This is a genomic window from Pseudorhodoferax sp. Leaf265 (assembly GCF_001422365.1).
Taxonomy (GTDB): Bacteria; Pseudomonadota; Gammaproteobacteria; order Burkholderiales; family Burkholderiaceae_C; genus Pseudorhodoferax.
The window spans coordinates 62,058-85,777 of the sequence record NZ_LMMT01000012.1 but is presented as its reverse complement, the minus strand read 5'-3'; the positions used below and the strand labels follow the sequence as shown (position 1 = coordinate 85,777).

General features: G+C 70.8%; 20 protein-coding genes. 8 read left to right on the top strand and 12 right to left on the bottom strand.

Going from position 1 to position 23,720, the window contains the following annotated elements:
* Positions 1 to 2: 2 nt before the first annotated feature.
* Entirely contained in the window at positions 3 to 734 is a 732-nt protein-coding gene (locus ASF45_RS12210) for a PDR/VanB family oxidoreductase (RefSeq protein WP_162243995.1), read from the top strand.
* A 131-nt stretch (positions 735 to 865) separates the two neighbouring features.
* Entirely contained in the window at positions 866 to 2,209 is a 1,344-nt protein-coding gene (gene gdhA / locus ASF45_RS12205) for an NADP-specific glutamate dehydrogenase (RefSeq protein WP_056662154.1), read from the top strand.
* 4 nt (positions 2,210 to 2,213) lie between these two features.
* Here gdhA and ASF45_RS12200 read toward each other — a convergent pair whose 3' ends face one another.
* The 4 genes from ASF45_RS12200 to ASF45_RS12185 form a co-directional block, all read right to left on the bottom strand.
* Positions 2,214 to 3,248 carry an endonuclease/exonuclease/phosphatase family protein gene (locus tag ASF45_RS12200; protein WP_056662151.1) on the bottom strand — a complete coding sequence of 345 codons (1,035 nt, stop codon included), beginning with the start codon at positions 3,246 to 3,248 and terminating at the stop codon, positions 2,214 to 2,216.
* A gap of 75 nt (positions 3,249 to 3,323) precedes the next feature.
* Positions 3,324 to 3,818 (bottom strand): arsenate reductase ArsC, encoded by a 495-nt coding sequence (locus tag ASF45_RS12195; protein ID WP_056662149.1) that lies wholly within the window; start codon positions 3,816 to 3,818, stop codon positions 3,324 to 3,326.
* Positions 3,819 to 3,865: 47 nt separating this feature from the next.
* Entirely contained in the window at positions 3,866 to 5,206 is a 1,341-nt protein-coding gene (locus ASF45_RS36930; RefSeq protein WP_156472973.1) for an ATP-binding protein, read from the bottom strand.
* Between the two features lie 47 nt (positions 5,207 to 5,253).
* The gene (locus ASF45_RS12185) at positions 5,254 to 6,054 is read right to left on the bottom strand and encodes a response regulator transcription factor (RefSeq protein WP_082550973.1); all 801 of its coding nucleotides are present in this window, start codon (positions 6,052 to 6,054) and stop codon (positions 5,254 to 5,256) included.
* A gap of 103 nt (positions 6,055 to 6,157) precedes the next feature.
* On the opposite strand from ASF45_RS12185, the gene ASF45_RS12180 reads away from it, so the two are divergent.
* A complete protein-coding gene (locus ASF45_RS12180) occupies positions 6,158 to 8,209 on the top strand; it encodes a TonB-dependent receptor domain-containing protein (protein WP_235580889.1) in 2,052 nt (683 codons plus the stop codon).
* Here the strand turns inward: ASF45_RS12180 and ASF45_RS12175 are convergent.
* From ASF45_RS12175 to ASF45_RS12155, 5 genes are all read right to left on the bottom strand, one after another.
* On the bottom strand, positions 8,206 to 9,495 hold the full coding sequence (locus tag ASF45_RS12175) for an RNA polymerase sigma factor (protein ID WP_056662146.1): 1,290 nt from the start codon (positions 9,493 to 9,495) through the stop codon (positions 8,206 to 8,208). The genes ASF45_RS12180 and ASF45_RS12175 overlap by 4 nt on opposite strands.
* Positions 9,495 to 9,905, bottom strand: a complete 411-nt coding sequence (locus tag ASF45_RS12170) for a VOC family protein (protein WP_056662143.1) — start codon at positions 9,903 to 9,905, stop codon at positions 9,495 to 9,497. The genes ASF45_RS12175 and ASF45_RS12170 overlap by 1 nt, the downstream gene beginning before the upstream one ends.
* An 11-nt stretch (positions 9,906 to 9,916) precedes the next feature.
* Entirely contained in the window at positions 9,917 to 10,345 is a 429-nt protein-coding gene (locus ASF45_RS12165) for a YciI family protein (protein WP_056662140.1), read from the bottom strand.
* A gap of 71 nt (positions 10,346 to 10,416) precedes the next feature.
* Complete coding sequence (locus ASF45_RS12160; RefSeq protein WP_056662137.1) at positions 10,417 to 10,785, bottom strand: YciI family protein; 369 nt, start codon at positions 10,783 to 10,785, stop codon at positions 10,417 to 10,419.
* A gap of 47 nt (positions 10,786 to 10,832) precedes the next feature.
* Entirely contained in the window at positions 10,833 to 11,939 is a 1,107-nt protein-coding gene (locus tag ASF45_RS12155; RefSeq protein WP_056662134.1) for an MBL fold metallo-hydrolase, read from the bottom strand.
* Between the two features lie 58 nt (positions 11,940 to 11,997).
* Here ASF45_RS12155 and ASF45_RS12150 point away from each other — a divergent pair, with 58 nt between their 5' ends.
* From ASF45_RS12150 to ASF45_RS12140, 3 genes are all read left to right on the top strand, one after another.
* Positions 11,998 to 14,406, top strand: coding sequence for a DUF3772 domain-containing protein (locus ASF45_RS12150; protein WP_056662131.1), 2,409 nt, complete (start codon positions 11,998 to 12,000; stop codon positions 14,404 to 14,406).
* Positions 14,407 to 14,533: 127 nt separating this feature from the next.
* Positions 14,534 to 15,457, top strand: coding sequence for a cyclopropane-fatty-acyl-phospholipid synthase family protein (locus ASF45_RS12145; RefSeq protein WP_063887653.1), 924 nt, complete (start codon positions 14,534 to 14,536; stop codon positions 15,455 to 15,457).
* Entirely contained in the window at positions 15,454 to 16,800 is a 1,347-nt protein-coding gene (locus tag ASF45_RS12140) for an APC family permease (RefSeq protein ID WP_056662128.1), read from the top strand. The genes ASF45_RS12145 and ASF45_RS12140 overlap by 4 nt, the downstream gene beginning before the upstream one ends.
* Here the strand turns inward: ASF45_RS12140 and ASF45_RS12135 are convergent, their stop codons facing one another.
* From ASF45_RS12135 to ASF45_RS35840, 3 genes are all read right to left on the bottom strand, one after another.
* Positions 16,801 to 17,958 carry a GGDEF domain-containing protein gene (locus tag ASF45_RS12135; protein ID WP_056662125.1) on the bottom strand — a complete coding sequence of 386 codons (1,158 nt, stop codon included), beginning with the start codon at positions 17,956 to 17,958 and terminating at the stop codon, positions 16,801 to 16,803. It lies immediately after the preceding gene.
* A 98-nt stretch (positions 17,959 to 18,056) separates the two neighbouring features.
* The gene (locus tag ASF45_RS12130) at positions 18,057 to 20,393 is read right to left on the bottom strand and encodes an esterase-like activity of phytase family protein (protein ID WP_200932152.1); all 2,337 of its coding nucleotides are present in this window, start codon (positions 20,391 to 20,393) and stop codon (positions 18,057 to 18,059) included.
* A 78-nt stretch (positions 20,394 to 20,471) separates the two neighbouring features.
* Complete coding sequence (locus ASF45_RS35840) at positions 20,472 to 21,416, bottom strand: LysR family transcriptional regulator (RefSeq protein WP_056662122.1); 945 nt, start codon at positions 21,414 to 21,416, stop codon at positions 20,472 to 20,474.
* Between the two features lie 55 nt (positions 21,417 to 21,471).
* On the opposite strand from ASF45_RS35840, the gene ASF45_RS35835 reads away from it, so the two are divergent.
* Both ASF45_RS35835 and ASF45_RS12115 read left to right on the top strand, forming a co-directional pair.
* The gene (locus tag ASF45_RS35835; RefSeq protein WP_056662119.1) at positions 21,472 to 22,263 is read left to right on the top strand and encodes a helix-turn-helix domain-containing protein; all 792 of its coding nucleotides are present in this window, start codon (positions 21,472 to 21,474) and stop codon (positions 22,261 to 22,263) included.
* A 138-nt stretch (positions 22,264 to 22,401) separates the two neighbouring features.
* A complete protein-coding gene (locus ASF45_RS12115) occupies positions 22,402 to 23,709 on the top strand; it encodes an MFS transporter (protein ID WP_082550970.1) in 1,308 nt (435 codons plus the stop codon).
* The last annotated feature ends 11 nt before the right edge of the window (positions 23,710 to 23,720 follow it).

The window sequence follows — 23,720 nt, the reverse complement described above, 5'->3', positions numbered from 1 at the left end:
TGGTGGCTGTACTTCGGCACGTCGAGCAAGGACGCGAGCGGCTGCAGGTGGGGACGCTGCTGCCGATCGGCCTGCCGCGCAACCACTTCGCGCTGCGCGAGGATGCGGCCCACAGCGTGCTGGTCGCCGGTGGCATCGGCATCACGCCGCTGCGCGCCATGCAGGCCCGGCTGGCGCAACTGGGCCGGCCGTGGGAGCTGCACTACGCCTGCCGCGCACGGGCACGCGCCGCCTTTGCGGACGAACTCCAGGCGCAGGCGCCGGGCCGGGTGCAGCTGTACTTCGGTGACACGGCCGACGGGCGCCTGGACCTCGCGCGCACCGTGCAGGCCGCACCGGCCGGCGCGCACTTCTACTGCTGCGGGCCGCAGGCCATGCTGCAGGCCTTCGAACAGGCCACCGCCGCGCTGCCGGCCGAGCGCGTGCACCTGGAGCGCTTCGCCGCACAGCAGGCGCCGGCCGTGCAGGGCGGCTTCGTGGTCGAACTGGCGCGCTCGGGCCGGCGGCTGCCGGTCGCGCCCGGCATGACCATCCTGGACACCTTGCTGGCCAACGGCATCGATGCGCCCTATTCCTGCATGCAGGGCATCTGCGGCGCCTGCGCGACGCGCGTGCTCGACGGCCTGCCCGCGCACCAGGACAGCGTGCTCGGCCCGGCCGAGCGTGCCGCCAACCAGACCATGATGGTCTGCTGCTCCGGCGCGCACAGTCCCGTGCTGCGGTTGGACATCTGACCCAAGCCGACGCACCGATCTGGAGCACAACGCACCAGTTCGCACACGGACAGCAGGCATGAAATCCATGTTGGTGCATCAATGCACGAGAATGGCGCCCCTCCAACGTTATTCCATCCCTGCATCAGCTCATGCCGTACACCGATTGCCACGCTTTCATGGCCCATGTCGCCCAGCGCAACCCCGGCCAGCCCGAATACATCCAGGCCGTGACCGAGGTCATGGAAAGCCTGTGGCCCTTCATCGCCGAGCACCCGCGCTATGCGGAGCAGAGCCTGCTGGAGCGGCTGGTCGAGCCCGAGCGCATCGTGGTGTTCCGCGTGTCCTGGCAGGACGACCACGGCCAGATCCAGGTCAACCGCGGCTACCGCATCCAGCACAGCCTGGCCATCGGCCCCTACAAGGGCGGCCTGCGCTTCCACCCCTCGGTGAATCTGTCGATCCTGAAGTTCCTGGCCTTCGAGCAGACGCTCAAGAACGCGCTGACCACGCTGCCCATGGGCGGCGGCAAGGGCGGCTCCGACTTCGACCCCAAGGGCAAGAGCCCGGCCGAGGTCATGCGCTTCTGCCAGGCTTTCGCGAGCGAGCTGTTCCGCCATGTGGGCGCCGACACCGACGTGCCGGCCGGTGACATCGGCGTGGGCGGGCGCGAGGTCGGCTTCATCGCCGGCATGGTCAAGAAGCTGACCAACCGCGCCGACTGCGTGTTCACGGGCAAGGGCCTGGCCTTCGGCGGCTCGCTGATCCGGCCCGAGGCCACCGGCTACGGCACCGTGTACTTCGCGCAGGAGATGCTGGCGCACCAGGGCAAGTCGCTGGACGGCCTGCGCGTGTCGGTCTCGGGCGCCGGCAACGTGGCGCAGTACGCCATCGAGAAGGCCATGGCGCTGGGCGCCAAGGTGGTCACGGTGTCGGACTCCAGCGGCACCGTGGTCGACGAGGACGGTTTCACGACCGAGAAGCTGGCCGAGCTCATGGAAGTCAAGAACCACCTCTATGGCCGCGTGGCCGACTACGCCAAGCGCGCCGGCGGCCGCTTCGAGAAGGGCGCGACGCCCTGGGGCGTGAAGGTCGACGTGGCCCTGCCCTGCGCCACGCAGAACGAGCTGACCGGCGAGGACGCGCGTCGCCTGGCCGACAACGGCGTGCTGTGCGTGGCCGAGGGCGCCAACATGCCCTCCACGCTGGAGGCCGTGAAGGTGTTCGAGGAACGCGGCGTGCTGTTCGCGCCGGGCAAGGCCAGCAACGCGGGCGGCGTCGCCACCTCGGGCCTGGAGATGAGCCAGAACGCCATGCGCATCAGCTGGCCGCGCGAGGAAGTGGACGCGCGCCTGCTGGAGATCATGCGCAGCATCCACGGCGCCTGCGTGAAGCACGGCACGCGCAAGGACGGCAGCGTGAGCTACGTGGACGGCGCCAACATCGCCGGCTTCGTGAAGGTGGCCGACGCGATGATCGCGCAGGGCGTGCTGTAAACGCTCAGGCCGGTGACTTCGCCGTCACCGGCCTGTACTTGAACGCAGCGCGGATGATGCCGTGGTCGTTCGTCCCGAGACCCTTGTGGTCCTCGAAGTTCAGATGGTCGTTGTTGATCACCAGGCCGTCGAACATCCACAGGCGCTTCTTGCTGTTGTCGTAGAACTCCTGGCTCACGAGGATGTGGTCCAGCGATTCGCGGATGTCCTGGTGCACATGGGTGTAGTAGACGTCGCGCGTGTCGCGGTACTCCTGCAGCGTCTGCGCCGTGTACAGCGCCAGGTCCCCGCCGCCCTCGGAGTCGCCGACCAGGTAGCGCGGCTGCTCGGTCAGGATGTTGGCGGTGTTGCTGTGCTGGCCATCGTTGATGTCGCCCAGCACGATGACGGGCGTGTCGTTGCCCTGCATCGATGCGCTGAGCAGAAAGCGCAGCGCCGCCGCCTCGGCCGTGCGGCGGATGGTGGACAGCGCCGACCCGAGGCCCTTGGCGTGGCGGCCGTAGGTGGCCTTGTCGTACCAGTCTTCCTTGAACACCTGCGTGGGCGCCTTCGACTTGAAGTGGCAGACGTAGACATGCACGGCCGGCTGCTTGTCGCGCGGCAGGACCGTGAAGTGCAGCACCGGGCGCGAGAAGCCCTGGATGTTCACGTCGATCTGCGGCGTCTGCGGATCGTCGCCCTTGGAGCGCAGCACGAAGCCCTCGGGAAACGCGGTGATCCAGTCGGGCGCCCCCACCAGCAGCCCCTTGCGCACCAGGGCCGCGCAGACGATGTGCGTGCCGTTCGCGTCCGGCGGCACCAGCATGTCGTACTGGTCGGCCAGGCCGGATGCGTCCAAGGCCGCGGCCAGCGCGTCGGCATGCCAGAGTTCCTGCACGCCCAGCACGTCGGGTGCCAGCAGCTTGAGCTGGTGGGCCGTCCAGGCGATCTTGCGCTCGTACTGTTCCTGGGTCCAGCCGGCGCCGGTGTAGATCCGCAGGCCGGGAAGGTTCAGGTTGTAGAGGTTGAAGGTGGCAATCGTCAGGCGGGACAGCTTCATGGCAGGGCTCCAGCAGGAAAGGCGCGGCGCCGTCGATCTGACGCGTTCAGCGGCGTGCCGGCAAGATGCCGCAAGTCACACCTGGCCGAGCTGGCGCGCCTCGGCCTGCAGCACCAGCCGGTCGATGCGCTCGTCGGGCAGGTTCACGAGCAGCTCGATGTGCCGGCGCAGCCCATGCACGGCGTGCACGAAGCGTTCAGGGTCCTGCGCGCCCTCGGCGCGCGGATCGGCATGCGACCAGTGCGCCGTGGCGGGGTGGCCGGGCCAGACCGGGCAGGTCTCGCCCGCGGCCTCGTCGCACAGCGTGACCACCAGGTCCATGTGCGGCGCATCCGGGCCGCTGAATTCATCCCAGCCCTTGCTGCGCAGGCCATCGGTGGGCAGGTCTGCCGCTGCCAGGGCCTGCAAGGTGCGCGGGTCGGGCTGGCCGTCCGGCGTCGGCGTGCTGCCGGCCGAGTAGGCGGCGAAGCGGCTGCTGTCGAGGTGCCGCAGCAGCGACTCGGCCATCAGGCTGCGCGCCGCGTTGCTGTTGCACAGGAAAAGCACACGGATCGGGAACGGGTGTTGCATGCCAGGGGATTGTTCGGGCCACCGTGACAGCGGCGTGACAAGCCCGCTCAGCACGGCAGCACGATCTCCACGCGCAACCCGCCGCCCGCGCGGTTGACCAGCCGGATCTCGCCCGCATGGCGCTGTGCCACGCGCTGCGCGATCGGCAGGCCCAGGCCGGCACCGGTGTGGCCGCTGGCGCGCGACAGGTCGGCCTGGAAGAAGGGAGCGAACACCTGGTCCAGGTGCTCGGGCGCGATGCCCGGGCCGCGGTCGCGCACCGACAGGGCGACCGCGCCGCCCTGCAGTTCCAGGCCCACGTCGACCTGCCCGCCGCGCGGCGTGAAGCGCAGCGCATTGCGCAACACGTTCTCCAGCATGCTGGACAGCTCGGCCGCAGCGCCGTGCAGCAGCACCGGCTGGCGCGGTGGCTGCCAGGCCACGGCCTTGCCGGCGGCTTCGGCCTCGTAGGCCACGTCGGCGACCGTGTCGCCGACCAGGGCCGCCAGGTCCAGCGGCGCACGGGCGGCAGCACGCGGCTCGCGCAGGCGTGCCAGCCGCAGCACCTGGCCGGTCAACAGGTCGAGCCGGGCGCATTCGCGCTCGATGCGGTCCAGCTGCGCCGGCATGCCGGGGCCGCCGCGGCGCGCGAGTTCCAGGGCCAGCCGCAGCCGCGTGAGCGGCGAGCGCAGCTCGTGCGAGACATCGCGCAGCAGCAGTTCCTGGGCCGAGACCAGTTCCTGCAGCCGCTGCGCGGTGGCGTCGAAGTCGGCCGCCAGCGCGCCCAGTTCGTCGCTGCGGCCGGCCAGGCCCGGGCCCATGCGCGCGCCGAGTTCGCCGCGCGCCAGGCTGCGCAGGCCCTGCTGCACGCCGAGCACGGGCCGCATGATGTGGCGCGCCACCACCCAGCAGGCCAGGCCGCTCACGCACACCGCGCACAGAAACAACAGCACCAGCACATGCGGCACGCCCAGCACCTCGTAGGCCGAGGAATCGAATGGCAGGAACAGCGCGAAATGCACGCCGCCGCCGGCGCTCTCGATGGCCGGCACGTTCCACCAGGAGTCGGGCACCGGCACATGGGCGCGGTGCACGGCCGGGCCGGCGCTGGCCGGCCCGCCCTCCCACAGCGCCACCGTCTGGGCCAGGTTCAGCTGGACCCAGTCCTGCAGCCGCACCGGCAGCGGCCGGCCCAGCAGTTCGCGCCCCGCACGGTCCACCAGGAACACGCGCAGGCTGGCGTACTGCGCCTCGGTGCGGCGCACCCATTGGCCCAGTGCCGCATCGCCCGCACGGGCCGCGTGGCGCGCGGCCTGCGTGAGCTCGGCGGAGCTGACGCCGTCCAGCGCATGCAGCCGCGCCGAGGTCACAGCCAGCGTCACGCCGCTGCCGACCAGCAGGATCAGCACCAGCGCCGCCCAGAACGACAGGAAGAGGCGGCGGAACAGGCGCGTGTTCAGGCCGGCACCTCCGCCGCAGCGTGTGCCGGCAACGCCGCGTGCAGCACATAGCCCACGCCGCGCGCGCTGCGCAGCACCGGCGCGCCGGCGCGCGCGCCGTCCAGGCCCAGCTTGCGGCGCAGGTTGCTCACATGCGTGTCCAGGCTGCGGTCGGCCGGCAGCAGGGCGCGCCCCAGGCCCCAGCGCGTGAGCTGGGCGCGCGAGACCGGCCGGTTGGGCGCGCGCATCAGCGCCTCCAGGATGCGCGCCTCGGCCGCGGTCAGCGCCACCGTCACCCCACCGATGGCCGCCACCGCCTTGCCCGGCAGCAGCCGCAAGGCATCCAGGGACAGGGCCGGCTCCGGCAGCGGCGCCCCGGGCGCAGGGCGCAGGCCGCGCCGCAGCATGGCGAACAGGCGGGCGCGCAGTTCGCGCGGGTTGAAGGGCTTGGGCAGGTAGTCGTCGGCACCGGCCTCCAGGCCCATGATGCGGTCGTCCTCGTGGCCGCGCGCGCTGAGCATCAGCACGGGCGTGACCAGGGCCTGGGCACGCAGCGCGCGCAGCACGGCGTAGCCATCCAGCGTGGGCAGCATCACGTCCAGCAGCACCACATCGAAGCGCTCGCGCGCCAGCCGCTCGGCGGCCTCGCCGCCGTCGTGCACGCAGTCCAGCTGCACCGGCTCGGCCTCCAGGAACTCCTGCAGCATGCGGCACAGCTCCAGGTCGTCGTCGACCAGCAGCACGCGCGCTGCGGTGACATCCAGGTGCCCTGGCGTGATGGCCCGCAACGGCCGCCAGCAGGTTTGCAAAGAATTCATAAGAAAGGTGAAGGAACGGTGACCGGTTTCTATTATCCGCATTGCGAATATTTCTCATTTGCCACGCTCCCGCGCCGGCAGGAAAACCATCCAACGAGGTCCCGTGAACGCACGCATCCGCACCCGCAGCCTGGCCTTTGCGCCCTGTCTCCTGAGCCTTGTGCTGGCCCAGGCCTACGCCCAGAACGCCGACCAGGCCCTGCAGACCGTCGTGGTCACCGCCTCCGGCCAGGCGGTGGACATCCAGGAGGCGCCGGCCAGCATCAGCGTGATCACGCGCGAGGACATCGAGAAGAAGCCCGTCACCAGCATCGGCGAGCTGCTGTCCACCATCCCCGGCGTGACCGGCGGCACGGCCGCCACCGGCCCGCAGTCGAAGATCAAGCTGCGCGGCCTGCCCGACAAGTACACGCTGATCCTGGTCGACGGCAAGCGCCAGGGCAGCTCGGCCGGCGTGAACTACCGCGACGACCTGGGCCAGCAGGACCTGGACTGGATCACGCCCGAGATGATCGAGCGCATCGAAGTCGTGCGCGGCCCCATGTCCTCGCTGTACGGCTCGGACGCCATGGGCGGCGTGATCAACATCATCACCCGCAAGATCGGCACGCGCTGGGGCGGCTCGGTCACGGCCAACTACTCCCGGCCCAGCGACTCGGAGCGCGGCGACCGCAAGCAGACCGGCTTCCACATCAGCGGGCCGCTGTCCGACCGGATCGGCCTGCGCATCGGCGGCAACTACACGGTGCGCGATGCGGATGAGTCCACGGGTGGCTTCACGGGCGGCTACCAGTCCACCGCCGGCGCGAAGAACCAGAGCCTCAACGCGCTGCTGAACTGGCAGCTCACGCCCGACCAGGTGCTGGGCTTCGAAGCCGGCCAGGGCACACAACGCGCCACCGACTCGAAGACCGTCGATGCCGACGGCGACCCCTTGGTCGGCGCCTGGGGCCTGGCCAAGCTGGTCCACACCCACTTCGGCCTGAGCCACGACGGCAGGTGGGGCGACGTGCGTTCCAAGCTCAACCTCACGCACCACAGGTACGAGGACCAGGGCGACACCATCGGCAACAACGCGCGCGACACCACGCTGGACGGCCGCGTGGACCTGCCGCTCAAGCTGCTGGGCCTGGACCACGTGCTGACCCTGGGCGGCCAGTGGCGCCGCGAGGAGCTCGAGAACCGCGACACCATCGGCCTGGCACCGATCGACTACACCGGCGCGCCGGTCACTGGCACAGGCCTCAGCAACAGCACCTGGGCGCTGTTCGGCGAGGACACCCTGTTCCTGCGCGAGAACCTCTCGCTGACGCTGGGCCTGCGCATGGACCGGCACAGGAAGTACGGCACCAACTGGAGCCCGCGCGCTTACGTGGTCTATCACCCGGCCGAGGCATGGACCGTGCGCGGCGGCGTCTCGCGCGGCTTCCGTGCGCCGGGACTCAAGGAGAACTCGCCGAGCGCGGCCACACAGTCCGGCGGCAACGGTTGCCGCAGCCTGGCCGGCATGGGCTGGACCAGCAGCTTCCGCGATCCCGAAGGCAGGCCGGGCTGCTTCATGGTCGGCAACCCCGACCTGCAACCCGAGACCAGCATCAACCACGAGCTGGGCCTGGGGTACGACGAGGCCGGCTGGTCGGCCGGGGCCACCTACTTCCACACCAACTTCCGCAACAAGATCGACTACCAGCCGCTGGGTTTCTTCAACGGCTACTGGTGGACGCGCATGGAGAACGCCCAGCGCGCCCGCACGCGCGGCCTGGAGGCCTACCTGAACGTGCCGCTGGCCAAGGGCCTGGCATGGAAGAACAGCTTCACGCGCATGTTCGAGTCCAGGAACCTGACCACGGGCGCCGCGCTGCTGGCCGTTCCCAAGCTCGTCGCCAGCTCGGCGCTGAGCTGGCAGATCCGGCCGGACTGGAGCGCCGACCTCAGCGCGCGCTACACCGGCAAGGAGGTGGTGGTGACGGGCACGGCCAGCACCTTCGCCAAGGCCTACACCACGGTGGACCTGGCGACCAACTACCGCCTGAACGAAGCGCTGACGCTGCGCGCCGGCGTCGTCAACCTGGCCGACAAGCAGACCCGCGAGACCGGTGCCAACTACGACAACGGCGGACGCATGTACTTCGTCGGCGCCACGGCGCGCTTCTAGCCCTGCGCCGCGGCCTGGGCGGCACGGGCCAGCAGCAGCGTGCGCTCGGCACCATTGCCGGCCAGCCCGGCGGCGCGCAGCCATTCGGCCTGGGCTTCGGCGTGGCGGCCCAGCTTGCCCAGCAGGTCGGCACGCACGCTGGGCAGCCACTGGTAGTTGCGCAAGGCCTTGTCGCCCTGCAGGCGGTCGACCAGCACCAGCGCCGCGGCCGGGCCCTCGGCCATGCCGACCGCCACGGCGCGGTTGAGTTCGACCACGGGCGAGGGCGCCACCTGTGCGAGCCGGCCGTACAGCGCGGCGATGCGGGCCCAGTCGGTGTCCGCCGCCGCGGGCGCGCGCGCATGGCAGGCGGCGATGCCGGCCTGCAGCGCATAGAAGCCATCGGCACCGCCCAGCGCGGCCGCGCGCTCCAGCGCCACCAGGCCGCGGCGGATCAGCAGCCGGTCCCAGCGGCCGCGGTCCTGGTCGGCCAGCAGCACGGGCCGGCCGGCCTCGTCCAGCCGCGCCGCGGCGCGGGAGGCCTGCAGTTCCATGAGCGCGATGAGACCCCAGGCCTCGGGCTCCTGGGGCGCCAGGCCGCTCAGCATGCGGCCCAGGCGCAGCGCCTCCTGCACGAGCTCGGGCCGCATCCAGTCGTCGCCGGCCGTGGCCGTGTAGCCCTCGTTGAAGACCAGGTAGACCACCTCGAGCACCGAGGCCAGGCGCTCGGCCAGCGCCGCGCCCTGCGGCAGCTCGAAGGCCACGCCGGCCTCGCCCAGCTGGCGCTTGGCGCGCACGATGCGCTGGGCGATGGTGGGCTCGGGCACCAGGAAGGCGCGCGCGATCTCCTGCGTGGACAGGCCGCCCAGCAGCTTGAGCGTGAGCGCCACGCGCGCCTCGGCCGAGAGCACCGGGTGGCAGGCCGTGAAAATCAGCCGCAGCAGGTCGTCGCCGATCTGGTCGGCGCGTGCGGCGTCCAGCGCATCGACGAAGTCCGGCACGATCAAGGCCTCCTGTGCTTCGAGGTCATGGCCGACCTGCTCCAGCTTGTCAGCCGCCAGCTTGTCGCGCCGCAAATGGTCCAGCGCGCGGCGCTTGGCCGTGGTCGTGAGCCAGGCACCCGGGTTGTCGGGCACGCCGTCCCGCGGCCAGTGCTCGAGCGCGGCGATCAGCGCGTCCTGCGCCAGTTCCTCGGCCACGCCGATGTCGCGCGTCATGCGCGCGACCACGGCCACGATCCTGGCGGACTCGATGCGCCAGACCGCGGCGATCGCTGCGTGGGTCGCGGCGTGCGTGGCTTCGTGCATCAGGCTTGCGGCGGCTCGCCCGACATGTGGACCAGTTCCCAGACATGCCCATCCAGGTCGGTGAAGCCGTGGGAGTACATGAAGCCGTAGTCCTGCGCCTCGTTGGGCACGGTGGCGCCGGCCGCGCGGGCCTTGCGCACGAGGTCGTCGACCTCCTCGCGGCCGCTGCACGACAGGCAGACCAGCACCTCGACGCTCTGGTGCGCATCGACGATGGTTTTCTTGGTGAAGCTCTGGAAGAAGGGCTCGACCAGCAGCATGGCGAACAGGTTCTCGCCCAGCACCAGCGCGGCGCCCTGCGCGTTGGTGAACTGCGGGTTGAACTCGTAGCCCAGGCTGCGGAAGAAGGCCTGGCTGCGCGCCATGTCCTTGATGGGCAGGTTGACGAAGATCTGTGCGTGTTGCGGCATGGTGGGTCTCCTTACAAGGTTCCGATGGTCTTGAAGCGCTCGGTGGTGTCGCCCGGCGGGAAGTCGTCGACCTCGTAGAGCTGGCGCACCTCGATCTCGGCCGGCTGGCCGGCACCGACCGGGTTCGGGAAACGGCGCGCCCATTCCAGCGCCTCCTCGCGCGAGCGCACCTGGATCAGCGTGTAGCCGGCCACGAGTTCCTTGGCTTCGGCGAACGGGCCGTCGATGACGGTGCGTTGGTCGCCGGCGCCGTAGCGGATGCGCCAGCCGGCGGACTGCGGCTTGAGCCCGGCCGCGTCCAGCAGCACGCCGGCGCGCGCCAGTTCCTCGTGGTAGGCGGCCATGGCCGCGTACATGGCGGCGTGCGCCGGATCGTCTGCGACCGGCTGGGTCTCGACATCGAAGGCCGGCACGGACCGGACCAGAATCATGAAACGCATGGTGTTCTCCTGGTGACCATGCCTGCACGACGAAGCGGCGCGCGCGGATTCGACAGCGCGGCGAAAAAATTTCAGGTTGGCCGGCCGTCGTCCCAGCACGGCGCCAGGCCGCGCACTTCCACCGTGCACCATTCGGCCGCCGGACACTGCGCGGCGATCGCGAGCGCCTCTTCACGCGTGGCGCAGTTGAGCAGGAAGAAGCCGCCCACCATCTCCTTGGCCTCGGCGAAGGGGCCGTCCAGCAGTTGCGTCTTGCCGCCCCGGCGCTGCACGCGCGTGGCGGCATGCTCGGACGCCAGCGACTCGGCGGCCACCAGCAGGCCGCGCGCCTTCAGGTCGGCGCCGAAGCGCAGCATCTGGTCGTAGGCCGCGCGGCCTTCGGCCTCGCTGCGCGTGGCGCGTTGGCCGACGGGTTCGTGGATCAGCAGCATGTAGGACATGGGTCTCCTCGGCTCAGCGCAGCCATGGTACAGGCCGTCCATGTCGCTCAGCGCAAACCCTCCCACCAGAGGCGGTTGGCGCGCGGCGCGCCCACTGTGAGCACCTCGCCGATCTCGGGCGTGGCCAGGTCGATGCCCTTGGCCTGGGCCAGCGCCGCCAGCTCGGCCAGCGGTGCCTGCCAACGGTGGAAGGCCAGGTCGAAGGTGCTGTTGTGCACGCTGTAGAGCGTCTTGCCGCGCAGGTCCTCGAACGCGCGCACGGTCTCCTCGGGCGTCATGTGCACCGAGGGCCACCAGGCGTCGTAGGCGCCGTTCTCCATGAGCGCGATGTCGAAACCGCCAAAGCGCGCGCCGATCTGCGCGAAACCGCCGAAGTAGCCCGAGTCGCCGCTGTAGTAGATGCGCTGGCCGCCGACCTGGAGCACCCAGGACGACCACAGCGTGCTGTCGCGGTCCCACAGGCCGCGGCCCGAGAAGTGCTGCGAGGGCGTGGCCGTGAGCTGCACGCCGGCGTGCGTGGCGGCCTGCCACCAGTCGAACTCGGTGATGCGCTCGGGCGCCACGCCCATTTCCACCAGCCGCCGGCCCACGCCCAGCGGCACGAAGTAGCGCTGCACGCGGTCTTTCAAGTACTCGATGGTGGGCACGTCCAGGTGGTCGTAGTGGTCGTGCGAGAGGATCAGGCCCTCGATCGGCGGCAGCTCCGTCAGCGCCAACGGCGGCGCGTGGAAGCGCTTGGGCCCCATGAAGCTGAACGGCGAGACGCGCTCGCCGAACACGGGGTCGATCAGCCAGTAGCGCCCCTGCAGCTTGAGCAGGTGCGAGGAATGGCCCAGGCGCACGATGTGGTTGGCGTCCGGCGGCAGCGCCGCGAGTTGCGCCTGCGCGAGGGGGTGCACGGGAATGGCGTCCACCGGCACCGTGCCCTCCTTCTTGCCGAAGAAGAAGCGGCTCCAGATGCGCCAGCCCTCCTGCGAGGGCTTGGCCTCGGGGTTGGCCGCGTTGCGGAAGCGGCAACCCTCGGCCTCGTACTGCGGCGAGGCCGAAAAGCCAGCCTCGCAGGCGCGGGTGCTGGCGCAGCCGCCCAGCAGCAGCAGGGCCGTAAGGCCGATGGCGCGGGCCAAGACGCGCCCGTGGAAAGCAGATGCAGGCATGGGAAACAAACGGTGGAGCGCGAAAAGGCGCGGGCGCGAGCTTACCTATGATCCGCGGATGACCTGGTCCCGTCGCCTGGCCGCATTGGCCACCGCCTTCTTCCTGCTGCTGGCCCTGGGCCTGCACCCCTCGCACGCCCAGGGGCCGCAGCCGGCCGTCCAGCCTGCAGCGCCCGCCCCGGCCGAGCCCGTGCCCGACGTGGCCACGCTGCGCAGCGACTTCGAGAAGCTGCCCGAGACCGCCGTCGGCGCCGACGCCGTGCGCGCGCTGCAGGGCCGCTACGGCACACTGATCGCCGGCGCCAACAAGGTCATCGCAGCCCGCACCGGCCAGCTCAACGACCTCAATGCGCGCCTGGGAGAACTGGGCCCCGCGCCGGCGGCCGGCGCCAGCGAAGACCCCGACATCACGCGCCAGCGCCAGACCCTCACGCGCGAGCGCAACGGCGTGGACGCCGACATCCGGCTCGCGCGCCTGGTGGTCGTCGATGCCCAGCAGCGCAGCGACGACCTGCGCAACCGCCAGCGCGACCTGTTCGAGGCCCAGCTGACGGGCCGTGCGCCCTCGCCGCTGGGCAGCGTGTTCTGGCAGCAACTGGCCGACGCGTGGCCGGAGGACCAGGCGCGCCTGGTCCCGCTGCTCGACGAACTGCAGGCCGCCGTGCAGCGCATGGGGCAACCCGAGCACATCGGCCCCGTGCTGCTGGCGCTGGCGCTGGCGGTGCTGGCCATCACGGTGGGCGACCTGCTGGCCGAGCACGGCCTGGCCCGGCTCGCGCAGCGCCTGTTGCCGGGCGGGCGGCTGCGCCGTTCGCTGCTGGTGATCGCCATCGTGACCGTGAACCTGCTGGTCGTGGCCCTGGCCATGCGGGGCCTGCTGTCCCAGCTGCGCGCGCACGCCGCGTTCGGGCCGCTCAGCAGCAAGCTGGTGGCGCTGGCCGACGATTCGATGCTCTTCATCGCCTTCGTCACCGGCCTGGGCCGCGCGCTGCTGGCCAACCGGCGGCCGTCCTGGCGGCTGCCGCGCATCCCGGACACGCTGGCGCTGCGGCTCAACCCCTATCCCTGGCTGTTCGCGCTGGTCGGCGTGCTGGTCTGGATCCCCACGCAGATCGTCGAGATCGTCGGCGCGAGCCTGGCCGCCGTGCACCTGGTGCAGACCGTGACGGCGTTGGCCCTGGCGCTGCTGATCCTGGGCGCGCTGCTGCGCCTGCACGGCCCGCAGGCGGCCGCGCCAGCGGCCGAGGGCGAGGCGGCGCCGCCCGAAGCCGACCGCCCGCTGTGGGTCGGTCTGGCGATGGGCGCGGTGGCGCTGGCCCTGGTCGGCGTGATCGTGCTCACCGCCGCCGGCTACATGACCATCGGCAGCCTGCTGGCCTCCCAGCTGGCCTGGACCGGCCTCGTGGGCGTGACCTTCTACGTGCTGTTCAAGTTCGCCGACGACCTGTGCATGGCCGTCGTGGCCTCCCGCAGCGATTTCGGCCAGCGGCTGCAGCGCGGCTTCGGTTTCGCGCCGGCCACGCTGGACCAGGCCGCCGTGGTGCTGTCGGCGCTGGCGCGGCTGGTGCTGTTCTTCTACATGGTCATCGCACTGCTGGCGCCGCTGGGCACGCGGCCCGACGAGGTGCTGGAGCAGACCGGCCGCATCGGCAGCGGGCTGAAGATCGGCGAGTTCCAGCTGGTGCCGGCCGCGCTGTTCAGCGCCATCGCCGTGCTGGTGGGCGGCTTCGTCGCGCTGCGCGTGTTCCAGCGCTGGCTGCGCGAGCGCTACCTGCCCACCACGACGATGGAGCCGGGCATGCAGAGCTCGCTGGCCACGCTGCTCAACTACGTGGGCGTGGTGCTGGTGGTGGCGGCCGGCATGTCGGCGCTGGGCATCGGCGTGAACCGCATCGCCTGGATCGCCAGCGCCCTGTCGGTGGGCATCGGCTTCGGCCTGCAGGCCATCGTGCAGAACTTCATCTCGGGCCTGATCCTGCTGGCCGAGCGGCCCGTGAAGGTCGGCGACTGGGTGGTGCTGGGCACGACCGAGGGCGACATCAAGCGCATCAACGTGCGCGCCACCGAGATCCAGCTCGGCGACCGCTCCACCGTGATCGTGCCGAACTCCGAATTCATCACCAAGACCGTGCGCAACATGACGCTCAGCAACGCCGAGGGCCGCGTGCTGATCCGCCTGCCCATGCCGCTGGCGACCGACGCGCCCAAGGTGCGCGAACTCATGCTGGCGGCCTGCGCCGCCCATCCCAAGGTGCTGCCCACGCCCGCGCCTTCGCTGTCGCTGGAAGGCGTGGAGAACGGCATGCTGGTGTTCCAGTCCATCTGCTACGTGGACGGGCCGCGCAACGCCGGCGGCGTGCGCAGCGACCTGCTGTTCGCGATGCTGGAGTCGTTCCGCGACGCCGGCCTGGCGATGGCCGCGCCGCCCACCGTGGTGGTGGCGCCGCCACCCGCCGCGCCGGCCTGAAGTCCGCAGAAACCCTGGGGGCGTCGCCCGCGCGGCGCAATGCTCCCTCCACAATGCGCCCGCCCAGCCGCGCTGCGCGGGGCACCGCGGACTGTTCCCCAAGAACCAAGGACCAAGGACCACAGTGATGACCATCGCCCAGGCCTCCCTGTCTCGCCGGCTCGCCGTGCTGTCGCTGGCCGGCCTCGCCGCCTCCGCCACGCTGGCCCAGAACAGTGGCTACGAGCCGCAGCGCGGCCAGGCCGGCAAGGACGTGATCTGGATCCCCACGCCGGACGAGACCGTCACGCGCATGCTGCAGATGGCGGAGGTCCAGCCCACGGACCGCGTGTTCGACCTGGGTTCGGGCGACGGCAAGATCGCCATCGCCGCGGCGCGTGAGTTCGGCGCGCGCGCCACCGGCCTCGAATACAACGCCGACATGGTGGGCTTGTCGAACCGGCGTGCGCAGGAAGCCGGCGTCGCCGACAAGGTGCAGTTCCGCCAGGCCGACATCTTCCAGGCCGACTTCTCCAGCGCCACCGTGGTCACCATGTACCTGCTGCCCGCGCTGAACCTGCGGCTGCGCCCGCTGCTGTTCAAGATGGCGCCGGGCACGCGCGTGGTCTCGCACTCGTTCACGATGGGCGACTGGACGCCCGACGAGACCGCCCGCGCCGGCTACGGCGACGTCTACCTGTGGCATGTACCGGCCAACGCCTCGGGCAACTGGAAGCTGACCGGCGCCGGCCTGCCCGAGGCCGCGCTGTCGCTCGCGCAGCGCTACCAGGTGGTCAGCGGCGATGCGGTGTTCGGCGAGCTGCGCGCCAGCCTCGTGCGTCCGCGCATCGCAGGTCCGCAAATTAGCTTCGGCCTGCGCGATCCCAAGGGCCAGCTCTGGCAGTTCGAGGGCCGGGTGGCGGGCGACCGCATCACGGGCATGGCGACGCGGCCGGGCCAGGCCGGCGTGCCCTTCGAGGCACGCCGCACCGGCGAGGCCTCGCCCATCGCGCCCACCACCGCGGCGGCGGAACAGGACGCCAGCGCGTTCGCTGCGAGCACCGCCCGATGACATCGCCGGCGGCCGCCGCGCCGCTGACCATGCGCCACGCCATCGCCATCACGGTGGGCGTGGTCATCGGCGCGGGCATCTTCAAGGCGCCCTCGCTGGTCGCCGGCAGCGTGCCCAGCGCGGGCTGGATGTTCGCGCTGTGGGTGGCGGGCGGCTTGGTCGCGTTGATCGGCGCGCTGTGCTATGCCGAGCTGGCCAGCACCTACCCGAGCGCAGGCGGCGAGTACCACTTCCTGTCGCGTGCCTTCGGCCGCGGCACGGCACTGCTGTACGCCTGGGCGCGCTTCGCGGTCATCACCACGGGCTCGATCGCGCTGCTGGGCTTCGTGTTCGGCGACTACATGACGCAACTGCTGCCGCTCGGGCCCTACAGCAGCGCGCTGTGGGCGGCCATCGCCACCGTGGTGCTGACAGCCATCAACCTGCGCGGCATCCGCAGCGGGGCCGAGACGCAGTCCTGGCTCACGGCCGTGGAGGTCGGCGGTCTGGTGCTGATCGTCGGAGCGGCGCTGTGGTTCGCCCTGGGCGGTGGCAATGCCCCACCGCCACCGGCCGCAGCGCCCGGCCCGGTCTCGCTGGCCGGCGTGGGCTTCGGCATGGTCTTCGTGCTGCTGACCTTCGGCGGCTGGAACGATGCCGCCTACATCAGCGCCGACCTGAAGGACCGGCGCACCATCGCCCGCGCGCTGCTGATCTCGGTGCTGTTCCTGACCGCGCTGTACCTGCTCGTGAACTGGGCCTACTGGTCGGTGCTGGGCCTGGCGGGCATGGCCAAGTCGCAGGCCGTGGCCACCGACGTGCTGACGGCCGCCTTCGGCCCCGGCGCCGGCCAGCTCATCGCGGCCATGGTCGCGGCGGCGGCGCTGACCTCCATCAACGCCACCATGATCGTCGGCGCGCGCACTGCCAGCGCGCTCGGCCAGGACTGGCCGGCGCTCAAGGTGCTCGCAGCCTGGGACGAGGCGCGGCGCGTGCCGCGCAACGCGCTGCCGATCCAGTGCGTGCTGGCGCTGGCGCTGATCGTGCTGGGCGTGGCCTTCAAGGGCGGCTTCCAGGCCATGGTGGAGTACACGGCGCCGGTGTTCTGGCTGTTCTTCCTGCTGGTGGGCATCGCGCTGTTCCGGCTGCGCGCCATCGACGGTGCGCGCGAGCGGCCCTTCCGCGTGCCGCTGTACCCTGTGCTGCCTGCGCTGTTCTGCGCCAGCAGCGCCTACATGCTGTGGTCCAGCCTGGGCTATGTGTACTCGCAGCAGCTGGGCGGCTTCAACGCGGCCTGGGTCGGCGTGGGCGTGCTGGCCAGCGGGCTGGTGGTGCTGGGGCTGATGCGCACGGCCAGGGGTTGATCAGGCCTGGTCGGCGACGGCCACACGGTCACGCCCCAGCCGCTTGGCCTCGTAGAGTGCGGCATCGGCGCGGGCCAGCACGGCCGCCACGCTGGCGTCGCCATGGCGCACGCAGGCCACGCCCACGCTGATGGTGCAGGCCGGCACCTTGGCCGTGGCCGGCAGGCGCGCCACGGCGTCGCGCATGCGCTCGGCCACCATGCGGGCCTCGCCCGCGCCGGTCTCGGGCAGCAGCACCAGGAATTCCTCGCCACCGTAACGGCCGAGCCGGTCGACGTTGCGCAGCGCAGGGCCCAGCGCGTCGACCACGCGCGACAGCACGCGGTCACCCACGGCATGGCCGTGGCCGTCGTTGATGGACTTGAAGTGGTCCACGTCCACCATCAGCAGCGCGAAGCCATGCTCGAAACGCTGCCAGCGGCCGAACTCGCGCGTGCAGTCCTCCAGCACCACGCGCCGGGCCAGCGCGCCGGTCAGGCTGTCGTGGTTGGCCAGGTGCTCGAACTCCGAGCGCAGGCGCTCGCTGGCCATCAGCAGCACGCCCACGCTGACCAGCAGCACCGAAAAGCTGAAGGTGGCGATGTAGACCGATTGCATGGCCGACGGCGCGAAGCGGTGGCTGGTGGGCGTGTCCAGCCAGAAGGTGGAAATCGCGCGTGCCAGCAGCACCAGGGTCTGCACCGTGAGCACGCCGGCCGTGAAGCGCGCCGCGAAGCCCTTGCCCGCGCGCTGCAGCAGCAACCGGATGTGCAGCACCAGCACCACCGACAGCGTGCTGGCGAACACGGCCAGGCGCAGCCGGTAGTCCGGATAACCGATGAAGAAGAACACCTGCCAGAGCAGCAGCAGCACGCCGACCACAGCCCAGGGCCGCCAGCCGCTGCGCAGGCCGTAGAAGCGCCGCGTGCCGAAGTAGAACAGCGCACAGCCGCTCATGAGCAGGCCGTTGCCGAAGACGACGACCACGAGCGGCGCGAACAGCTTCTCCAGCCCGTAAAACACGGTCGAGGAGGCCGCCACCACGGGCGCGAGGCCCCACAGCCACATGCCGCGGATCGAGCCCGGGTAGTGCCGCCGGAGCATGAGCAGCACGAAGCCCATGGCCACGCTGGTCATGAACGCCATCAGGGTCAGGGAACGCAGATCCAGGGCGAACATGGCGCGGGAGGCTCAGGAACCGGGGCGACCGGCCGAAAGAAAAGGCGCGAGGGTACCGTATCCGGTCCCCCGCGCCCTGGCCCGCCCGTGGGCGGGAATCAGCCGCCGCTGAGCTGGCCCAGCCGGATCAGCAGCGTCTCGCCGCTGTTGGCGCCGTCGTCCACGCCGTCGTTGTCGTTGACGATGAGCCACTCGCCGTTGGCCAGGCGCGCCAGGCCCTCGATCTTCTCGACCACGTTGCCGCCGGCGAGCTTCAGATCGGGCAGCAGGTCGCGCACCAGCGTCTTGGTGAGTACGGCGCCGTCGGCCTGGCCGCTGAGGTCGATGCGGTACAGGCGCTTGATGCGCGCGTCCGGCCCACCCTGGTTGTCGCGCTCCACGAGCATGAACTGGTTGTTGCCCATGGCCGTGATGTCCGACAGGCCGACCCAGCCGCCATTGGGCGAGGCCACGGCGTCCAGCGGATAGAACATGAACTGCCAGGTCCTGGCCGCCAGGTCGTAGACGCCGATGCGCGGCCGCGCCTCGCCGGCCCAGGCGCGCTGGAAGGCCACGACCAGCCTGCCGTTGGATTCGGCGATGCCCTCGAAGCCGAAACGCTGCTGCTTGGCGTTGACCTCGGCCGGCAGCTGGATGATCTCCTGGATGACGCCCGTGGCCGTGAGCTTGAACACCAGGTTGGCCGACAGCACCGGACGCGCGGCCTCGCCCACCGTGCCCGCGCCTTCCGAGGCGATCCAGAAGCCGCCGTCGCTCGCGACGGAGATGCCCTCGGGGTCCAGGTTGACCGTGCCATCGGCATTGACCATGGCCGCCAGGTCGGTCGCGTCGAAGGCATTGGCGTCCTTCGCGGCGGGGAGCAGCGCGGCCAGCGCGGCGATCCTGCGGTCCGGGTCGGTGACGCGGATCTCGCGCTGGAGCTGGGCCGGCTTGCGGGCGGTGTCGATCTCGAAGATGCGGTTGCCGCGGAAGAAGCTGTCGTCGACCGCGTAGACGGTGGAACCCGTGGGCGCCGCCGCGAGCCCCGACAACGCAGACCAGGGGATGGGCGTGCCGTCGGCGCGGTCGGCCGACTGGATGGTCGGGTAGGCCGGTGCGGCGGTCTGGTACTGGTAGATGTTGAGGCTGGAGCGCACCAGGCTGGCGCGGTCGTCGGCCTCGCTGGCCACGATCAGGAGCTTGCGCGAGGGGATGGCCAGCACGCCCTCGGGCGCCAGCGCGGTCGGCAGCACCTGCTTGAAGGCCGGCACATCGGGCCGGCTCATGTCGTAGACCGAGATCACGCTGGAGCGCTCGGAGGCCACGAACAGGTAGTCCGTGCCGTCGAAACGGCCGAAGGCGACGTTCTCGGGCTCGTTGCCCTTGGCGTCCGAGCGCTTGTCGTTGTAGTGGCCCACGCGCGCGACCAGGTGCTCCAGCGTGTTGCCGGCATCCCAGACCACGTTGCCCTCGCTGTTCCACACCGTGAAGCCGCGGCTGCCGCCGTTCAGGTCGCCCTCGTTGGCGGTGGCGAAGCGGGTCTTCGACAACCAGGTCACACCGTCGGGCTCGCGCAGGCGGCCCGCCTGCGATTGGGTGAAGCTGACCTGGTTGGGGCGCGGCGCGTCCGTCAGGTCGACCTGGGTCAGGTCGACCGTGCCGGCGCTGAAGTGCCGGATGAGCTTGCCGCTGGCCAGGTCGACCAGCGCGATGTGGTTGTTTTCCTGCAGCGTGACGACGGCGACGTTGTCGTCGTTGATGGCCACGTACTCGGGCTCGGGGTCGCTCGGGTACAGCGTGGCGATGCCGGCCAGATCCACCGTGCGCGTCTTCCAGGTGCCGGGCGCGCCGGCCACGTCCACGATCACCAGGCTGCCGCCCGGCAGCTGCGGCGGCGCGCCGTCGCCCAGGTCTTCGTCGCGTTCGTTCTCGATGGCCACGGCCAGGTACTTGCCGTCCTTGCTCCGGGCGATGGAATCGGGCTGGCCCGGCAGCGCGATCTCGGCGACCATCTTGCGCGCGGCGATGTCCACCACCACCAGCTTGCCGCTGGGTGCGACGAAGCTCGGCGAGGTGTTGACGGCGACGATGGCGTGCGCGCCCAGCACGGTGACCGAGGTCGGCTCGCCGCCCATGGCCAGCGCGCCCAGGGCCTTCGGGACCTTCACGTCGCTGATGTCGACGAAGCCGATCTCGCCCTTGGGGCTGTTGCTGTAGACCAGCGTCATGCCGTCTTCGCTCGCAGCGACGATCTCGGCCGCCGTCACCTCGTCGGCTTCGCAGGACGCGCCGATCTGGCTGCAGACCGTGAAGGTCGCGGTGCGGTTGAAGAATTTGTCGGCGCTGGGGACGGACGCCGCGGGCTCGTCCTTGTCGCCGCCGCAGGCCACCAGCGCGGCCGACAGGGCCATGGTCGACAGGCCGCTGATCGCCAGCGACATCCAGTTCTTTTGCAAAGCGCTCTCCTCGGGTTGTAGGCGAGCGGGTTTGTATGGCAGCGGCGTGACGCCGCGATGACACCGTGCGCGCCGGGGTCAGCGCACCTTGCCGTCGAGCCAGGGGTCGCGCGCCTCGCCCCCGTACTGCTCCACGAGGAACTCGATGAAGGCGCGCGTGCGGCGCGGCAGGTGGTTGCGGCTGGGCACGGCCGCGTAGACGCGGTAGCTGGCGGCCGCCCAGGCCGGCAGCACGCGCTGCAGCGTGCCGGCCTGCAGGTCGTCGGCCACGTTCAGCGACAACGCACCGGCGATGCCGAAATGCCCGCGCGCGGCCGCGATCAGCACGGACGCGTTGTGGGACGTGATCGCCGAGCGCTGTGGCTGCAGCGTGGCGGTTTCGGGCGTGCCGTCGCGGCCGTCGGAATGGAACAACCAGACCTTGCGCTCGAAGGCCGACTCGGGCACGAGGATGGTGTGCTGCAGCAGGTCCTCGGGCTTGGCGATGGGCGCATGCTGGCGCAGGTACTCGGGCGTGGCGCACAGCACGACCTCGGCATGGGCGAGCAGCCGCGCGACGAAGTTGCCGTCCAGCGGATCGGGGTTGTGGACCAGGACGGTCACGTCGGCCGCGTCGTCGGGCACCGCGGCCTCGGGGCTGGACAGCAGCAGCTGGATGTTGAGCCCGGGGTGCCGCTGCGCGAAGCGCGGCACCAGCCGTGCCAGGCTGGCCGTCAGGAACTCCTGCGGCGCGGCCACGCGCAGTTGGCCGCGCACCATGCCGGTGGCCTCGCTGGCCTGGTTGTTGGCATCGTCGATGTCCTCCAGGATGCTGCGCACGCGCTCCAGGTACTGCGTGCCGACATCGGTCAGCGAGAGCGCGCGCGTGGTGCGGTTCAGCAGCCGCGACTTGAGCGACTCCTCGAGCTCGGCCACGGCCCGGGTGACCACCGAGTTGGCCACGTTGAGCGCGCGCGCCGCGCCCGCAAAGCTGCCTTCGTCCACCACCTTGACGAAGGTGCGCATGGTCTTGAGTTCGTCCATGCGCGCATTGTCTACGCAGGTCCGTGCAGCCCCGGGCTGCTGCAGAATCGCGCCGATGAAAGACACCTCGGGTGATGTCGCGCGCTGGGTGCGGTCGCTGGAAGCGGCCGATCCGCCGCTGCTGGCCACGCAGTACCGCTGGACGGCCAGCTCGGGCGGCCATGGCCACCAGCACTCGCGCGGCCAGCTGGCGTTCTCCGGCGAGGGCGTGATCACGGTGTCGACGGCCGGCGGCCGCTGGGTCACCCCGCCAAACCGCGCCGTCTGGATCCCGCCCCGGGTGTTCCACGAGACCTCGGCCGCGGTCGACATCCATTTGCACAGCGTGTTCGTGCGCGAAGACCTGGCCCGGACGCTGCCGCAGGCCGTCACGGCGGTGGCGGTGTCGCCGCTGCTGCGCGAGCTGATCCTGCACGCGGCGCAGTTCGCCGGCGCCGCGACCGTGGGCCCGGCCGAGCAGCGCGTGCTCGACGTGATCCTCGACCAGCTGCGGCTTGTGCGCATGGCGCCGCTGGACCTGCCGATGCCACGCGACAAGCGGCTGCTGAAGATCTGCGAGGCGATCCTGCGCGACCCAGCCGCGCGCATCTCGCTGCAGGAATGGGAACGCACGGTGGGCGCCAGCCGGCGCACCATCACGCGGCTGTTCCCGGCCGAGACGCAACTCACCTTCGACGGCTGGCGCAAGCAGGCCCTGCTGCTGGAAGCCCTGCGGCGCCTGGCCGACGGCCAGCCCGTCAGCCAGGTGGCGCTGGAGCTCAACTACGACAGCTCCAGCGCCTTCATCGCGATGTTCAAGAAGTCGCTGGGCGCCACGCCAGGCAAGTACTTCAGCCAGCCCTGCTGAGGCCGTGCGCCGCCGCCGCGCCCCTGGCCGGCACGACTGACGCTTTGCAGGGACCTGCTGTCCGATTCCAGCAAGCCCTGCCCAGAGGCTCTGCCTAACCTGCGGAGGTCCCTTCCGACCAACCCACAGGAGTTCCAGATGGTGAGCCAAACAATGACGCCGGGCTTCGGCATCGACCTCGTCCCATCGCTATCGCAGCGGCGCAAGGCCGCCGCGGCCAGCATGATCGGCACGACGATCGAGGTCTACGATTTCTTCATCTTCGGCACCGCCGCCGCGCTGATCTTCAGCAAGCAGTTTTTCCCCAGCCTGGACCCGACGGCCGCGCTCATCGCGTCCTTCCTCTCCTACGCAGCCGGCTACTTCGCGCGGCCCGTGGGCGCCTTCCTGTTCGGCCATTTCGGCGACCGCATGGGCCGCAAGGACACCTTGCTGATCACGCTGCTCATGATGGCTGTCCCCACCATCCTCATCGGCCTCTTGCCCACCTACGCGCAGATCGGCCTGGCGGCGCCATTGCTGCTGTGCGCCCTGCGCATCCTGCAAGGCATCGCCTATGGCGGTGAATGGGGCGGCGCGGTGCTGCTGGCGGTGGAGTACGCACCCAAGGGCAAAAAAGCCTTCTGGGGCGCCCTGCCCGCGGCCGGTGCCTCGGGCGGCATCGTGCTGGCCAGCCTGGCCTGGGCGGCGGCCTCCTCGCTGCCGGAGGATGCCTTCCAGTCCTGGGGCTGGCGCCTGCCGTTCCTGGCCAGCGCAGTGCTGCTGGTCGTCGGCGTGTTCCTGCGCCGCAGCGTGCAGGAGACGCCGCAGTTCGAAGCCGCCAAGCGCAGCGGCAACGTGGCCAAGGCGCCGATCTCCGAACTGCTGGCCACCGCCAAGCTGCCGATGCTGCGCTGCATCGGTCTGCGCGTGTTCGAGAACAGCTGGTTCGCCATCCTGCTGGTGTTCGTGGTGTCCTATGCGGTGACGACGGCCAAGATCCCCAAGGCCGAGATGCTCAACGCCATCGCACTCGGTGCACTCGTCTCCATGCCGATGTTCCTGGTGGTCGGCTGGATCGGCGACCGCATCGGCCAGAAGATCGTCTACGCCGTCGGCGCCGTGCTGCTGGCCGCTTGGACCTGGGTGATGTTCGCGTCGATCGCCAACGGCAGCCCGCTGATGCCGGTGATCGTGGCGCTGGGCCTGATCTGGCCCGCCACCTTCAGCCCGCAGACCTCGCTGTTCGCCGCGCAGTTCGACACCCGCGTGCGCTACTCGGGCCTGTCGGTCGCCACGCAACTGGCCGGCATCCTGGGTGGCGGCATCGCGCCCTTCATCGCCGCGGTGCTGGCCGCCAAGGCCGGTGGCGAGCCGACCCTGATCGCCGCCTACCTCAGCGTGCTGGCGCTGATCGGCCTCGTCAGCGTCGCATCCATGCGCCCGACGACCGCGCTGGACAAGTAAGCCCTCTCCCC